The sequence below is a fragment of the Micromonospora sp. DT201 genome (assembly GCF_049841575.1).
Lineage (GTDB): Bacteria > Actinomycetota > Actinomycetes > Mycobacteriales > Micromonosporaceae > Micromonospora.
This window is the reverse complement of the sequence record NZ_JBNCKP010000005.1, coordinates 39,063-54,768: the sequence shown is the minus strand read 5'-3', so window position 1 is coordinate 54,768 and position 15,706 is coordinate 39,063. Positions and strand designations below refer to the sequence as shown.

The 15,706-nt window shown below is 72.8% G+C and carries 11 protein-coding genes; 1 reads left to right on the top strand and 10 read right to left on the bottom strand.

Features of this window, described 5'->3' with window-relative positions:
• Nucleotides 1-223 precede the first annotated feature (223 nt).
• From ACLQ28_RS11925 to ACLQ28_RS11880, 10 genes are all read right to left on the bottom strand, one after another.
• Nucleotides 224-1,153 carry a sporulation protein gene (locus ACLQ28_RS11925; RefSeq protein WP_425686298.1) on the bottom strand — a complete coding sequence of 310 codons (930 nt, stop codon included), beginning with the start codon at nucleotides 1,151-1,153 and terminating at the stop codon, nucleotides 224-226.
• Nucleotides 1,154-1,343: 190 nt separating this feature from the next.
• Nucleotides 1,344-2,408 carry a hemolysin family protein gene (locus ACLQ28_RS11920; protein WP_425686297.1) on the bottom strand — a complete coding sequence of 355 codons (1,065 nt, stop codon included), beginning with the start codon at nucleotides 2,406-2,408 and terminating at the stop codon, nucleotides 1,344-1,346.
• The gene (locus ACLQ28_RS11915) at nucleotides 2,405-3,760 is read right to left on the bottom strand and encodes a hemolysin family protein (RefSeq protein WP_425686296.1); all 1,356 of its coding nucleotides are present in this window, start codon (nucleotides 3,758-3,760) and stop codon (nucleotides 2,405-2,407) included. The genes ACLQ28_RS11920 and ACLQ28_RS11915 overlap by 4 nt, the downstream gene beginning before the upstream one ends.
• A 183-nt stretch (nucleotides 3,761-3,943) precedes the next feature.
• Nucleotides 3,944-4,303 (bottom strand): monovalent cation/H(+) antiporter subunit G, encoded by a 360-nt coding sequence (mnhG, locus tag ACLQ28_RS11910; RefSeq protein ID WP_425686550.1) that lies wholly within the window; start codon nucleotides 4,301-4,303, stop codon nucleotides 3,944-3,946.
• Nucleotides 4,303-4,563, bottom strand: coding sequence for a monovalent cation/H+ antiporter complex subunit F (locus tag ACLQ28_RS11905; RefSeq protein WP_425686295.1), 261 nt, complete (start codon nucleotides 4,561-4,563; stop codon nucleotides 4,303-4,305). The genes mnhG and ACLQ28_RS11905 overlap by 1 nt, the downstream gene beginning before the upstream one ends.
• Nucleotides 4,560-5,129 carry a Na+/H+ antiporter subunit E gene (locus ACLQ28_RS11900; RefSeq protein WP_425686294.1) on the bottom strand — a complete coding sequence of 190 codons (570 nt, stop codon included), beginning with the start codon at nucleotides 5,127-5,129 and terminating at the stop codon, nucleotides 4,560-4,562. Before ACLQ28_RS11900 ends, ACLQ28_RS11905 begins: the two co-directional genes overlap by 4 nt.
• 38 nt (nucleotides 5,130-5,167) lie before the next feature.
• Nucleotides 5,168-6,673 carry a Na+/H+ antiporter subunit D gene (locus ACLQ28_RS11895; protein WP_425686549.1) on the bottom strand — a complete coding sequence of 502 codons (1,506 nt, stop codon included), beginning with the start codon at nucleotides 6,671-6,673 and terminating at the stop codon, nucleotides 5,168-5,170.
• Nucleotides 6,670-7,152 carry a Na(+)/H(+) antiporter subunit C gene (locus ACLQ28_RS11890; RefSeq protein ID WP_425686293.1) on the bottom strand — a complete coding sequence of 161 codons (483 nt, stop codon included), beginning with the start codon at nucleotides 7,150-7,152 and terminating at the stop codon, nucleotides 6,670-6,672. The genes ACLQ28_RS11895 and ACLQ28_RS11890 overlap by 4 nt, the downstream gene beginning before the upstream one ends.
• 114 nt (nucleotides 7,153-7,266) lie before the next feature.
• A complete protein-coding gene (locus ACLQ28_RS11885; protein WP_425686292.1) occupies nucleotides 7,267-10,101 on the bottom strand; it encodes a Na+/H+ antiporter subunit A in 2,835 nt (944 codons plus the stop codon).
• 247 nt (nucleotides 10,102-10,348) lie between these two features.
• Nucleotides 10,349-10,735 (bottom strand): hypothetical protein, encoded by a 387-nt coding sequence (locus tag ACLQ28_RS11880; protein ID WP_425686291.1) that lies wholly within the window; start codon nucleotides 10,733-10,735, stop codon nucleotides 10,349-10,351.
• 178 nt (nucleotides 10,736-10,913) lie between these two features.
• Between ACLQ28_RS11880 and ACLQ28_RS11875 the strand changes: the two genes are divergently transcribed.
• A complete protein-coding gene (locus ACLQ28_RS11875; RefSeq protein WP_425686290.1) occupies nucleotides 10,914-15,581 on the top strand; it encodes an Lhr family helicase in 4,668 nt (1,555 codons plus the stop codon).
• Nucleotides 15,582-15,706: the final 125 nt, after the last annotated feature.

Here is a 15,706-nt window from a genome sequence, read left to right as displayed (position 1 = left end):
CCGCGCCGCCCCGCGCCGCCCCGCGCCGCCCCGCGCCCCGCGCCGCCCCGCGCCGCCCCGTACCCCGCGATCTTGCACTTTCGGTCGTCGGAATGCCCGCTTTGAAGTAATTTGTCGCGACAGAAAGTGCAAGATCGCGAGGGCGGGGCGGGCAGGGCGGAGCGAGGGCGGGGCGGGCAGGGCGGGGCGAGGGCATGGCGGGGCGAGGGCGGGGGCGGGCAGGTTAGGTGCCGTCTCCGCCGGAGCCGCCGCCTCCTACCCCGGCGCTGCCTGCGGTGCCGCCGAGGCCATAGCCGGGCTGGATCGGCTCGTCGGGGTGGCGGCTGACGTGGGCGGACCCCGCGATCTGCGCGGACCAGTCGGCGTGCGCGGCAGCGGCCGCGTGTCGGTTGATCGCCTGGCGTATCCAGCCGTCCACGGTGGCGACCCAGTCCCGCCGGTCAGCGTCCGCGTGCCAGATCCGGAACCGGCTGATGCTCTGGTGGGTGATCCCGGCGAGCGCCAGCCGACGATCCATCCAGAGGATCGCCTCCAGGCCCGCCGAGTTGGTCACGAAGATCACCTCCAGCTCGGTGATCGGGCCGGCGTAGAGCGGCCCCACCCAGTAGCCCCAGCGCTGGTGCAGTGGCAGGGCGTGCTCCACCCCGGGCAGCCCGCCCTCCTGTAGCCCGGACTGACGGATCATGAAACCCAGCGTGGCCAGCGCCGCCAGCACGTGCTGCTGGGTGGGGATCGGGTGCACGAACACCGGCACCATGGCCCCCTGGTCAAGGTCGGGGTCGACGGACACCTCGGTACGCAGACCCATCCGCAGGCTCAGCAGCGGCACCCCGCCAAAGATGGTCACCGGTGTCTCCCACGGCAGCGGCAACGCGAAGTCGACCGCCCGCCGCCGACCGGCCGGCACGACGAACCGGCCGGCGATCGGCAGTTGGTGGAACTGCACGAGTCGCCGGGCGGCAGCCGGGTCGTCCGGCTCGACCGTGGTGACGAGGCCGAGCCGGATGTGCCGCACCAGCACGTCCTCCGGCCCGGCTGCGAGCGTCACCCGCCCGGGCAGGCGCAGGCCCGGCCGAGTGCTCGGGTTGGGGAGCGTGGTCTGCACGGAGAGCCCAGTCAAGCCGGACTCCCGGGACACCCCCGTCAGCCGCATCGCGCGCCCCTCTCCGGGGCGAGGCCCCGGCGGCCCCGCACCAGCCGCGCCTACCCCGTCGAGGTGACCTCAAGCCCACGGCCCTGACCCGGCCGCACCGAGCAGCGCTACGACGCTGCCCCGGCCGCCACACCCAGCAGCGCCGCCACACTGACCCGGCCGCACCGAGCAGCGCGGCCGGGTCGGCAGCTCAGCGCAACCGCCGCCCGCGCGGCACCGTGTCGGTCTCGTCGTCGAACTCGCCGATGACCTCCTCCAGGAGGTCCTCCAGTGCCACGAAGCCGATCGGCCGCGACGGGCCACCGCCGTTGCGCACCAACGCGAGCTGCGACTGCCGGGCCCGCATCGCGGCCACCGCCTCGGTGACCGTGGACGTCGCGGGCAGGGTGAACGCGGGCGTCATCAGTGCCCCGGCCGTGGCGACACGGCCGGCGGTGACGACCCGCACCGCCTCCCGGACGTGCACCAGGCCGCAGACCTCACCCGCCTCGTCCAGCACCGCCAGCCGGGACCGGCCGCTGTCCCGGCTGATCTCTTCGATCCGCTCGGCCGGGTCGCCCCGACGGACGGTGACCATGGTGGCGAACGGTTCCATCACCTGCGCCACGGACGTGCCCTGCAACTCCAGCATGCTGGTCAGCAACTGGTGCTGCTCGGCGCCGAGCAGCCCGTGCTCACGAGACTGCTCCAGCAGGATCCGCAGCTCGTCCGGGCCGTGCACCTGGGCGAGCTGATCCTGCTGGTTCACCCCGCACAGCCGCAGGATCGCGTTGGCCAGTGCGTTGAGCGCGGAGAGCACCGGCCGGGACACCCGGGCGAAGGCGCGGAACGGCAGCGCGAGCAACGTCGCCGAACGCTCCGCGTCGGTGATCGCCCACGACTTCGGCGCCATCTCCCCCACCACCAGGTGCAGGAACGTGACCACCCCGAGGGCGAAGACCAGTGCGATCAGGTGGCTGGCCGCGTCCGGCAAACCCACCGCGTGCAGCAGCGGGCTGAGCAGGTGCTCGATCGCCGGTTCGGCCAGCGCGCCGAGACCCAGGGTGCACAGTGTGATGCCGAGCTGCGCGCCGGCCAACATCAGCCCCAGCTCGCGGACGCCGTCCAGCGCGGCCCGGGCCGCCCGACCGCCTCCGGCTGCCGCCTGCTCGAGGCGGTACCTCTTGCTGGCCACCAGAGCGAACTCGGCGGCCACGAAGAACCCGTTCAGCGCCAGCAGGATCACCGAACTGAACAGTGCGATCCCGGGGCTCACGCGCTCACCCCCGGTTTGGTCAACTGCAGCCGTACCGAGTCGGCCACATGCCGGTCCACGGCCAGCACCTCGACCAACGCCCTCGGTTCGGACTCGTTGTCCTCACCGTCCGCGCCCTCGGGGAGCAGGCTGATCACCAGCCGGTCACCGACCTCCGGCACCCGGCCCAGCTCCCGCATCACCAACCCGGACAGGGTGTCGTACTCCGGGGCCTCGGGCAGCGCGATGCCGGTGCTGTCGGCGACCTCGTCGATCCGCCAGCGGGCCGGCACCACCCAGGAGCCGTCGTCCTGCCGGGCCGGCGCCCGGTCCGGCGGGTCGTCCTCGTCCCGGATCGGGCCCACCAACTCCTCGGCGATGTCCTCCAGCGTGATCACGCCGGCGAAGCCGCCGTACTCGTCGACCACGCACGCCATCTGCCGGTGCCCGGACCGCAGGCGGTCGAGCACCGTGGGCAGGGGCAACGTCTCCGGTACGAGCAGCGGCGGCCCGGCCACCGCGCTCACCGGCGTGGTCGCCCGCTCCTTCGGGGGTACGCCGAGCACGTCGGCGATGCCGACGACGCCGAGCAGGTCGTCGACGCCCTCCGCCCCGCGCACCGGGAAGCGGGAGTGGCCGGTGTCCAGCAGCTCGACGACCCGGCTGACCGGCTCGTGGGCCCGTACGGTGTGCACGTCGACCCGGGGCACCATGGCCTCTCCGGCGGTCAGCTCGCGGAAGTCCAGACCTCGGTCGAGCAGCGTGGACATCTCGACGTCGAGGCTGCCCTCCTCGCGGGACTCGGCGATGATCTGTTCCAGGTCCGCTGGAGTGGCGCCGCTGGGTAGTTCCTCGATCGGCTCGATGCCGATCCGGCGTAGCAGACGCACCGATGCCCGGTCGAAGAGCCGGATCAGTGGCCCGGCGACGGCCAGGTAGATCAGGGTGGATCGGCTCAGCGCCCGGGCGAGTTGCTCGGCCCGCGCGATGGCCAGATTCTTCGGGGCGAGCTCGCCGAGGACCATCTGCACGACGGTGGCGATGACCAGGGCCAACGCCACCGACAGCGGCAGGCTGACGGCCTCGCTGACGCCGGCCACGCCGAACAGGTCGGCGAGCCCACCACCGAGGTACGGCTCGGCGACGTAACCGACGAGCAGGGCGGTGACGGTGATGCCGAGTTGGGCGCCGGAGAGCATGAAGGAGAGCCGGCTGGTGACGGTCAGTGCCCGGGCGGCGGCCTGATCGCCGTCATCGGCAAGCTGGCGCAGCTTGCCCCGGTCGACAGCGACATAGCCGAACTCCTGCGCCACGAAGTAACCGGTGGCGGCAGTGAGAACGATGATCAGAAGGAGACCAACGACGATCAACACGGGTCGCTCAGGGCTCCCGGGGTCGTCGGTACGGGGATATGCCGGGCACGACCCGGCTGGCTACTGCTGCCCTCCTGGGCAGAAGAGTCGATCATGCCGCTATTTTATCGGCGCTGGCTGGGACTCCGCTGGGGGTGGGCCGAAGGAGCGGATCGTCCGATTCGCCCGCCGTCGCCCAGGTCGTCACGCCGGTCCGGCCGATCCACCACCCGACCCGCGTTCAGCCAGCTCATCGGCGTCGAGCAGGCTCCGGTCGAGCCGCCCCGAGCGGTACGCGGCCCGCCCGATCATCTGGGCCGCGACCGGCGCCGTCGCCAACTGGAAGACCGCCACCAGCAGGATCATGCCCAGATCCGCCGGGGACCGCAGCCGCAACGCGATGCCCAGCAGCAGCAGGAGCACCCCGAGCACCTGCGGCTTGGTGGCCGCGTGCATCCGGGAGAGCGCGTCCGGGAAGCGCAGCACGCCGACCCCGGCGGCCAGGCCGAGCAGCGCGCCGGCGACCAGGCAACCGGCGCCAAGCCAGTCCGCGATGGTGGCGATCACTGCTGCTCCCGGACAGCGAAACGGACCAGCGACACCGAGCCCACGAAGCCGAGCAGGGAGAGCACCACCAGCACGGGAAGCGTGGTGGCATGGCGGTTGACCGCCGCCTCGGCGCCCACCGCGCCGATCATGGTGGCGAGCAGCATGTCCGCGGCGATCACCCGGTCCACCAGAGACGGGCCACGGTAGAGGCGGGCCAGCGCGAGGAGCGCGGTCACCGACAGCAGAACGGTGAGGACGACGGCCAGGAACGTCACGGGCGGGTTCCCCTCTCGGATTGGTCGGTCTCAAGGCGGCGCAGTTCAGCCGTGGAGCCCACCGCACGAACGATTCGCCGCTCGACGCTGAGGGTGCGTTCCCGGGCCACGTCCAGGTCCGTCGGCCGGTGGGTGTCCAGCACGTGCAGGTAGAGGGTTCCGGAGTCCCGGTCCACCTCAAGGATCAGCGTGCCCGGCACCAAAGAGACGGCCTCGGCGGTGAGCGCCAGGTTCAGGTCGGTGGACACTCGCAACTGGACCGCGATGATCGCCCCGCGTGGCCGGTAGCCGGGCTGCACGGCGATCCGGGCGATGTGCAGGCTCGCGCTGACCAACTCCACCCCGAAGCGCGCCGCGAACACCAGCAACGCCCCGGGCCGGAGCCGGCCACCGAAGCTGACCGCCGGCAGCGGAAAGAAGAGCAACACCGCGCCGCCCACCAGCAGGCCACCGGCCAGGTTGGCCCAGTTGATGTCGCCCCAGAGCAGGATCCAGACCACCACCAGCCACCCGAGCGCCACCGTCTGGTCCCGCCGCCGCCCGAGCCGGCCGCGACCCGACCGCACCGGCACAGGAGCGTCCCGGGCCGTCCCGGGCGGGCCCGTCACGGCACGCCGCCCGGCAGCACGGCACGGACATACGGGGTACGCAGCCGCAGATCGGCGGCTGCGTCGGCGGTGACGTCGAAGAGCGGGCCGGCCAGCACGGTCAGCGCCAACCCGAAGGCGACCAGGGCCACCGTGGCCCCGACCATCAGCTTCGGCAGGCGGACGGCCGGCGCATTCGTCGCCAGCCGGGGTGCTCGCCAGAAGGCGAGGTTCCACACCCGAGACGCCACGTAGAGGGTGAGCAGGCTGGTCAGCGTGCCAGCCGCGACCAGCACCCAGGGCAGCGGCCCGCCGGCCGCCACCCCGGCCTGGAGCAGGCCGAGCTTGCCGAGGAAACCGGAGAACGGCGGCACCCCGGCGAGGTTCATGGCCGGGACGAAGAACAGGACACCGAGCAGCGGCGCCACCCGGGCCAGCCCGCCGATGCGGCGCAGGTCGGTGCTGCCGGCGCGCTCCTCGACCAGGCCGGCGACGAGGAACAGCGTGGTCTGGATGGTGATGTGGTGCACCACGTAGAAGATCGCGCCGGAGAGCCCGGCGGCGGTGCTCAACGCCACGCCGAAAATCATGTAGCCGATGTGGCTGACCAGGGTGAACGAGAAGAGCCGCTTCAGATCGGACTGGGCCACCGCGCCGAGGATGCCGATCACCATGGTCAGCCCGGCGACGACCATCAGCAGCACGTCGGCTTGTCCACCAGGGAACAGCAACGTCTCGGTGCGGATGATCGCGTAGACGCCGACCTTGGTGAGCAGACCCGCGAAGACGGCGGTGACCGGGGCCGGCGCGGTGGGATAGCTGTCCGGTAGCCACGCCGACAGTGGAAAGACCGCCGCCTTGATCGCAAAGGCCAGGAGCAACATCAGCTCCAGGGCCAGTCGGACACCGTTCGGCAACTCGTCGAGACGGTGGGCCAACTGTGCCAGGTTGAGCGTGCCGGTGGCCGCGTACACCAGGCCCACCGCTGCCAGGAAGACCATCGAGGAGAGGATGCTGACCACCACGTACGTCGACCCGGTCCGGATCCGGGTCTCCGTGCCGCCCAGGGTGATCAGCACGAAGCTGGCGGCCAACAGGATCTCGAAGCCGACGAAGAGGTTGAACAGGTCACCAGCCAGGAACGCGTTTGTGACGCCCGCGGTGAGCACCAGGTACGTCGGGTGGAAGATGACCACCGGCGTGGTCTCGCTCGTCTCGCTGCGGCCCTGCCCGATCGAGTACAGCAGCACGCACAGGGTGACCGCCGACGAGACCACCACCATCAGCGCGGCGAGTTGATCGGCGACCAGCACGATGCCGACCGGTGCCGGCCACGCCCCGACGGCCACGACCACCGGCCCGTGCCGGTACGCCTGCACCAGCAGCAGCACCGCCACGGTGAGGGTGCCGCTCAGGCAGAGCACGCTGATGGTCCGTTGGAGCCGGGGCCGCCTGGCCAGCAGCAGGGTCAGCGCCGCACCGAGCAGCGGCACCACCACCGGCAGCGGCACCAACGTGCTCAGCACGCCTCGTCCCCCCGTCGCAGCCGACGGCGGGCGGGCTCCGGATCGACCTGCTCCGGATCACCGTTCGGGCCCTCCCCACCGAGGTCCACGGTGCCCACCTCGTTACGCACGGCCCGGCGGATGATCTGCCGGTCCTCCAGGTCGTCGGGCACCTCGTCGTCGCCGGTCAGATACCAACTCCGGTACGCCACCGCGAGCAGGAACGCGGTCAACCCGAAGGTGATCACGATGGCGGTCAACACCATCGCCTGCGGGAGCGGGTCACTCATCCGCTCGACCGGGCCGGTGCCGACGATCGGTGCCCCACCGGGCCGCCCACCCAGCAGGATCAACAGGTTGACCCCGTTGCCAAGCAGGATCACCCCGAGCAGGATCCGGGTCAGGCTGCGCTCCAACAGCAGGATCACCCCGCAACCGACCAGCACCGCGACGGCCAGCACCAGCACCATCGTCGGTCCGGCGCCGCTCGCCGTCACGGCGCCACTCCTGTTCGCGACTGCGGGGCTCGCAACACCGGCTCACTCCTCGCGCTCACGGCGCCACTTCTGTTCGCGACTGCGGGGCTCGCAACACCGACTCACTCCTCGCGCTCATGCCCGCTCTCCTTTGTCGACGGCCAGGCCACCCGTGGCCGTCCCGGATGCCTCGATGTGCCGGTCCACCTCGGCCCCGAGGCTGCGCAGGATGTCCAGCACCAGCCCGATCACGACCAGGTACACGCCAATGTCGAAGAAGAGCGACGTGACCAGGTGGGTGTCGCCGACCAGCGGCAGGGACCTGTCGACCTTGGCGCTCTCCAGCACCGATCCACCGACCAGCAGCGCCACCACGCCGCTGCCCACCGACACGGCCAGCCCGGCGCCGAGGATCGCCCCGGCGCCGATCGGGGCCGCCTCGGTCAACTCGTATCGACCGCCGGCCAGGTAGCGGACCACCAGGGCGAGACCCGCGACCAGGCCGCCGGCGAAACCGCCGCCCGGCGCGTTGTGCCCGGAGAAGAGCAGGAACAGGGAGAACAGCACCACGGTGTGGAAGATCAGTCGGATGACCACCTCCAACACGATCGAGCGGCGCTCCTCGTAGAGGGTCGGCCCGCCACGCAGCCACACCGGCCGCCGGGTGCGGTCCACCCGTGCGTCCGACTCGGGTCGACGCGGTCGCGGCCCCGTGCGGGACCGCTCGAAGATCAGACTGGCTACCCCGGTCGCCGCCACCACCAGCACCGCCAACTCGCCCATGGTGTCCCAGGCCCGAAGGTCGACAAGGGTCACGTTGACCACGTTGCGGCCGTACCCCTGGGCCACCGCCAGATCCGGGAAGGCGGCGGAGATGTCCGGTGCCCGGCGGGCACCGGCGGCGGTGAGGGCCAGCCCTGCGGCGACCACACCCACCGCCACCCCGAGCGCCCGGCGGGCCCACCGGCTGCGGCGCAGCGGGCGGGCCGAGAACCGCTCCGGCAGGCGACGCAGCACCAGCACGAAGACGGCGATCGTCGCGGTCTCCACCAGGAACTGGGTGAGCGCCAGGTCCGGCGCTCCATGCAGGACGAACAGCATCGCGGTGCCGTAGCCGGTCATCCCCACCAGCAGCATCGCGGTCAGGCGACGGCGGGCACCGACCGCCAGCACCGCGGCCACCGCGATGACCAACACGACCACGGGTTGCAGCAGGCTGTCCCAGAGCGGGATCCGGGCCCGCCACGGACTCGCGGACAGCATCGCCCCGCCGGGCACCAACACCAGCGTGACCAGGATGACGCCGAGATACTGCGGCAGGGAGCCGCGTTGAGTCGCTCCGGTGACCTCGACGGCCAGCCGGTCGAACCGGCCCACGACCCACTCGTACCCCTGGTTGCCGCCCACCGGCGAACGGAGCCGGGCCAGCACCGGGGCGAGCGGCCCGCGCACGGCGAAGAGCAGGCCGCCTCCGGCAAGCGCCAGCACGGACAGGCCAAGCGCCGGGGTTGGTCCGGACCAGAGGGCCAGATGCGCGTCGACCCCGCCGAGCAGATCGGCGTACGGGCGCAGCAGGCGGTCCAACACACTCGCAGCCGGGCCGGCGAGCAGACCGATCCCGGCGAGCACCGCCGGCGGGATCAGCAGCGACGCGGCGATCGGGCCCGGCTGGGCCGGTGCCACGCCCGGCCGGTCGGCGAACGCGCCCCAGAGGAAGCGGGCGCTGTACGCGACGGTGAGCACCGTCCCCGCGACCAGCCCGGTCAGGAGCACCGGCTGGTCGGTGAACGCCCCGAACACCGCTTCCTTGGACACGAAGCCGACAAACGGCGGCACCCCTGCCATCGACGCCGCCGCGACCACCGCGACCACGAACAGAGGCCGGGACCAGTGCCGCAGCCCGGACAACTCATGCAGGTCACGGGTGCCTGCCCCGTGATCGATGATGCCGACGACCAGGAACAACGCCGCCTTGAACAGGGCGTGCGCCAGCAGCATCGCGGTGCCGGCCAGGGCGGCGTCCGGGGTGCCCGACCCGGTCACCGCGAACAGCAGGCCGAGCTGACTGACCGTCCCGTACGCCAGCAGCAGCTTCAGATCGGTCTGCCGCAGCGCGGCCCAGCCGCCGAGCAGCATGGTCGCCACGCCGGCGATCTGCACCACCGGCCGCCACGGGCCGACCGTGGCGAGCACCGGCGCGAGCAGCCCGACCAGGTAGACGCCGGCCTTGACCATGGCGGCGGCGTGCAGGTACGCGCTGACCGGCGTGGGTGCCGCCATCGCGACCGGCAGCCAGGAACTGAACGGCAGCACCGCCGACTTGGACAGCGCGCCGGCCAGGATCAGCAGAACGGCGACCACCAGGTATCCGCCGCCGGGCAGCGGCTGGGCGGCGATCTCCGACCAGCGGTAGGTGCCGGCGTGCTCGCCCAGCAGGATGAACCCGACAAGCATGGCGAGCCCGCCGAGCGTGGTGACGGTCAACGCCTGCGCCGCCGCCCACCGACTGGAGCGCCGCTCGGTGCTGTGCCCGATCAGCAGGTACGAGAAGATCGTGGTCAGCTCCCAACCGACGTAGAGCAGCAGCAGGTCGTCCGCGAAGGCCAGGACGAGCATCGCGCCGGCGAAGGCGACCAGGACCGCGGCGAACTGTCCGAGCCCATTCGATCCGGCGTCGAAGTAGCGGGCGCTGTAGACCAGCACCAGCGCGCCGATGCCGCCGATCAGCAGGGTCATCAGCCAGGACAGGGTGGTGAGCCGTAACGCGACGTCCAGGCCCAACTGCCGGATCCACGGGTACGTCTCGACCACCGCACCGCCGCCGTCGACCGCCGAAGTGTGGGCCAGCGCCCAGCAGAACGCGGCAGCCGGTGCCAGCGCCAGCGGGTAGCACGCGCGTGGACCCCACCATCGGACGAGCAGGGGCGCAGCGAGGGCCGCCACGAGGTGGAGGACGAGCAGTACCAGCACCTGCGCTCCCGATCGAGGTGGCCGACGCCCGTGCAGCGGTGACGCCTAGCAGCGATCAGACGCCAGTTCGTTGCCCGCCGGGCGGTTTTGCCGGAATTCACCCCACCCCCACCCCACCCCACCCCACCCCCCACCCGCACCCCCACCCCCCACCCCCGACCGTTGATCAAGAGGTTTGCGTCATCCGCGCCCGCCTTTCTGACGCAAACCTCTTGATCAACGCGGGAAACCGGGGGGGTGGGGGGGGTTAGTGCAGCAGGGCGTTGCTGATGGGCTGCGCGTCGTCTCGGGCTGGACGGTCGCGTGTCAGCTCGGCCAGCAGGTCGACGCGGCCCAATTGGCGCGCGACCCGGTCGACCACCCGCTCCGCGGCGGCCAGCGACCGCACCGAGAGCAACCGGCCACGGCTCTCGCGGCGCAGCACGAAGTAATGGACGGCGACGCGGACCTGGCCGCGATCGGCTGCGCTGGCCTGGGCGGTGCACAGGACCAGCTCCCGCAGGCAGTGGGCGAGGCGTTCGGCAAGCTCGAGCTCGGGGCCGTGCAGGCCGCCGCGGAGCGCGGCAAGGTGGCTGTCAACCTTGCGAATCAGCACGTCGGTGCCCGTTTCGAGGTTGCGCTGCTCGCCGGCCATCAAATCCCCTCACCCCGGTTCGCGTTGGCAGTGAAGTTACTTTATGTTGCTCCTTAGAAGCAAGCAGTTAAGTGAGACTTAACGTATTAAGCGCACTTCCGGCGCTTTTTGCTTTTGTCCGGCACATTCCGTCGTGAGGTCGGTCGTGGTTGTCGTACCGGCGGGGCACGATGGACCGGTGACCGGGGCAGACGCAGACACCGGCGCGGTGCTCGCCGGTTTCAGCCCGGCCACCCGCGCCTGGTTCGAGGCGGCCTTCGCCGCGCCCACCGCCGCACAGACCGGCGCCTGGCGCTCGGTCGCCGCCGGGCGCAGCGCCCTCGTGGTGGCGCCCACCGGCTCCGGCAAGACGCTCGCGGCCTTCCTCTGGTCACTCGACCGGCTGGCCCGCGAGCCCGCACCGGCCGAGGCCCGTCAGCGGTGCCGCGTGCTCTACGTCAGCCCACTCAAGGCCCTCGCCGTCGACGTGGAGCGCAACCTGCGTGCCCCGCTGGCCGGGATCCGGCAGGCAGCGACCCGGCTCGGCGTCGCACCGCCGGACATCACCGTCGGCATGCGCACCGGCGACACGCCAGCCGACGAGCGACGAGCCTTCGCCCGCACCCCGCCGGACATCCTCATCACCACGCCCGAGTCGCTGTTCCTGCTGCTCACGTCCGCAGCTCGCGATTCGCTGCGCGGCATCCAGACGGTGATCGTCGACGAGGTGCACGCGGTGGCCGGCAGCAAACGCGGCGCCCACCTCGCCCTCTCCCTCGAACGCCTCGACGAGTTGCTGCCCGCCCCGGCGCAGCGCATCGGCCTATCCGCCACCGTCCGACCCATCGACGCCTGCGCGCAGTTCCTCGGCGGCGCCCGCCCGGTCGACGTCGTACAGCCGGCCAGCACGAAGACCATCGAGGTCAGCGTGCAGGTCCCGGTGGAGGACATGACCCGCCTGGACGAGCAGGAGCAGCCACCGGAGGACGACCTCGGCGGCCCCGGGCCACGCCGCGCCTCGATCTGGCCGGCCGTGGAGGAGCGGGTCTTCAACCTCATCGGGCAGCACCGCTCGACAATCGTCTTCACCAACTCGCGACGCAGTGCCGAGCGCCTCTGCGCCCGGCTCAACGAGTTGGCCGCCGAAGAGGTGGCCTCCGCGTCGGGCGAGGGCGCCTTCGTCGTACCGGAGGGGTTGTCGGCAGGCGACGACCCGGCGGGCGACGGCGGCCCCGGGTCCGGCGCGCAGCGGTGGGGTGACCCCGCCGGTCCGGTGCGCAACCGGCCACCGGCCGAGGTGATGGCCCAGTCCGGCGCGGCCACCGGCGCGACGCCAGTGATAGCCCGCGCCCACCACGGCAGCGTCTCCCGGGAGGGGCGCAAGCACATCGAGGAGGCGCTCAAGTCCGGTCAGCTCCCGGCGGTGGTGGCCACCTCCAGCCTGGAGCTGGGCATCGACATGGGCGCGGTCGACCTGGTGGTGCAGATCGAGGCGCCGCCGAGCGTGGCCGCCGGGCTGCAACGGGTCGGCCGGGCCGGGCACCAGGTGGGTGCCGTCTCCCGTGGGGTGGTCTTCCCCAAGCACCGCGGCGACCTGCTCTCCTGCGCGGTGGTCGCCGAGCGGATGACCGACGGCGCGATCGAGGAGCTGCACTACGCGCGCAACCCCCTGGATGTGCTGGCCCAGCAGATCGTTGCGATGGTGGCGCTGGAGCCGTGGCCGCTCGGCGACCTGGCCGTGCTGGTCCGCCGGGCCGCGCCCTTCGCCGAGCTGCCCGACTCGGCGCTGCACGCCGTGTTGGACATGCTCTCCGGCCGCTACCCGTCGACCGCCTTCGCCGAGCTGCGCCCCCGACTGGTGTGGGACCGGGCCACCGACCTGCTCACCGGCCGTCCCGGCGCACAGCGACTCGCCGTGACCAGCGGCGGCACCATCCCCGACCGAGGGCTGTTCGGGGTCTTCCTGGCCGGTGCCGAACGGGCGGCCCGGGTCGGTGAGCTGGACGAGGAGATGGTCTACGAGTCCCGGGTCGGCGACGTCTTCCTGCTCGGCTCCTCGTCCTGGCGCATCGAGGAGATCACTCCCGACCGGGTGTTGGTCTCGCCCGCCCCGGGCCAGGCCGCGCGCATGCCGTTCTGGAAGGGCGACCAGCTGGGCCGGCCGGTGGAGCTGGGCCGGGCCATCGGCGCCCGGGTGCGCACCCTGCTGCGGCAGAGCGACGACGCGGCGCTGGCCGCGCTTCGTGACGGTGGGCTGGACGACTGGGCCGCCGGCAACCTGATGGCATACCTGCGCGAGCAGCGGGAGGCCACCCGCTCCCTGCCCGACGACCGCACGATCGTGGTCGAGCGGTTCCGCGACGAGTTGGGCGACTGGCGACTCGCGGTGCACAGCGTCCTCGGTGCCCGGGTCAACGGGCCGTGGGCTCTCGCGGTGGGCCGCCGGCTGGCCGAACGGTACGGGGTGGACGCCCAGGTGATGCCCTCCGACGACGGCATCGTGGTGCGACTTCCGGACACCGCCGACGAGCCACCCGGTGCCGACGTGGTGGTCTTCGAGCCGGACGAGATCACTCAGCTCGTGGAGGAGTCGGTCGGCACTTCTGCCCTCTTCGCCGCCCGCTTCCGGGAGTGCGCCGCCCGATCATTGCTGCTGCCCCGCCGCGACCCCCGCCGCCGCCAGCCACTCTGGCAGCAGCGGCAACGGGCCGCGCAGCTGCTCGACGTCGCCCGGGAGTACGCGGACTTCCCGGTCACCCTGGAGGCCGCCCGGGAGTGTCTCCAGGACGTCTTCGACCAGCCGGCGCTGGCCGGGCTGATGCGCGACCTGGCCAGTCGGAAGGTACGGCTGGTCGAGGTGGAGACCAGCGCGCCGTCCCCGTTCGCCCGGTCGTTGCTCTTCGGCTATGTCGGCGCGTTCCTCTACGAAGGCGACGCCCCGCTCGCCGAGCGGCGCGCCGCCGCGCTCGCCCTGGATTCCACGCTCCTCGGCGAGTTGCTCGGCCGGGTCGACCTGCGCGAGTTGCTCGACCCGGCCGTGCTAGCCGAGACCGATCGCCAGCTGCGGTGGTTGACCGAGCAGCGCCGGCCCCGCGACGCCGAAGACGTCGTCGAGCTGCTGCGGGTGCTCGGTGACCTGAGCGACGCCGAGTTGACCGAGCGGGGTGTGCCGGAGCCTTGGCTGACCGAGCTGGAGGCCGCCCGCCGGGTGCTGCGGGTCCGGATCGCCGGCGAGCAACGCTGGGTGGGCGTCGAGGACGCCGCCCGGCTGCGCGATGCCCTCGGTGTCGCGCTGCCGGTCGGGGTGGCCGAGGCGTACCTCGCCCCGGTGGCCGATCCGCTCGGTGACCTGGTGGCCCGTTACGCCCGCACCCATGGGCCGTTCGCCGCTGCCAGCTGCGCGGCCCGCTTCGGGCTCGGCGTGTTCGTCGTCGAGCAGACGTTGCGCCGGCTCGGCGGCACCGGGCGGGTGGTTTCCGGGGAGTTCACCCCGGATTCGGCCGGTGCCCAGTGGTGCGACGCCGAGGTGCTGCGGATGCTGCGCCGTCGCTCCCTCGCGGCGCTGCGCCGCGAGATCGAGCCGGTGCCGCCTCGCGCGCTGGCCACGTTCCTGCCCCGCTGGCAGCAGGTCGGCTCGTCCGCCCGAGGTGTGGAGGCGCTCGCGGCGACGGTGGAGCAGTTGCAGGGCGTCGCGGTGCCGGCCTCGGCTCTGGAGCGGTTGGTGCTGCCCGGTCGGGTCGCTGACTACTCCCCCGCCCAGCTCGACGAGCTGTGCGCAAGCGGAGAGGTGCTCTGGGCGGGGTCGGGGGCGATCTCCGGGGGCGACGGCTGGGTCACCCTGGCGTACGCGGACTCCGCACCGCTGCTGCTCCCGCCGCCCGACGAGGCGTTGACCCGCACCCCGCTGCACGAGGCGGTGCTCGACGCCCTCGACGACGGGCAGGCGCTGTTCTTTCGGCCGCTGGCCGACCGGGTCGGCTCGACCGACGACGCCGCGCTGACCGGGGTGATCTGGGACCTGGTCTGGGCTGGGCATCTCACCAACGACACGCTCGCCCCGCTGCGTGCGGTGCTGGGCGCCGGTGGTGCACACCGCTCGCGGCCATCCGCGCCGCGCACCCGTTACCGGCGTCCCGGTCGGGTGGCGCTGCCCACTCGGGGTGGCCCGCCAACCGTCGCGGGTCGCTGGTCGCGCCTGCCGGAGCGCGACGTCGACCCGACCCGGCGTGCCGCCGCCCTCGCCGACGTGCTGCTGGAGCGGCACGGGGTGGTCACTCGCGGTGCGGTGATGGCCGAGCAGGTGGTCGGCGGGTTCTCGGCGGTCTACCCGGTGCTGTCGGCACTGGAGGAGCGCGGCGCAGCCCGTCGGGGTTACTTCGTCGAAGGGCTGGGCGCGGCGCAGTTCGCGGTGCCCGGTGCGGTGGACCGGTTGCGCGCACTGGCCGAGCCGACCGAGGGTGCCCGGGGCCGGGGTGCGCCAGCCACCGTGCTCGCCGCCACCGACCCGGCCAACCCGTACGGCGCGGCGCTGCCCTGGCCGGAGCGCGTCGTCGACTCCGGCGACGGGGCCGCCCCGGCGACCGGGCACCGGGCCGGCCGCAAGGCGGGTGCGCTGGTGGTGCAGGTCGGCGGCGACCTGGTCCTCTACGTGGAACGCGGCGGCCGGACGCTGCTGTCCTTCAGCGACGACACCGACACGCTCGCCGCAGCCGGCAAGGCGCTCGCCGACGCCGTCCACTCCGGGGCATTGGGTGCGTTGTCCGTCGAGCGGGCCGACGGCGAGGCCGTGCACTCCTCGCCGCTGCGCGACGCGCTGACCGCCGCCGGCTTCCGGGCCACCCCGCGCGGCCTACGCCTGCGCGGCTGACCCCCAGGCCGGGGCTGCGAGCGACGGGCCGGCTGGCAGCGCGCCGGGCTGGCAGCGCGCCGGGCTGGCAGCGCGCCGGGCTGGCAGCGCGCCGGGCTGGCAGCGCGCCGGGCTGGCAGCGCGCC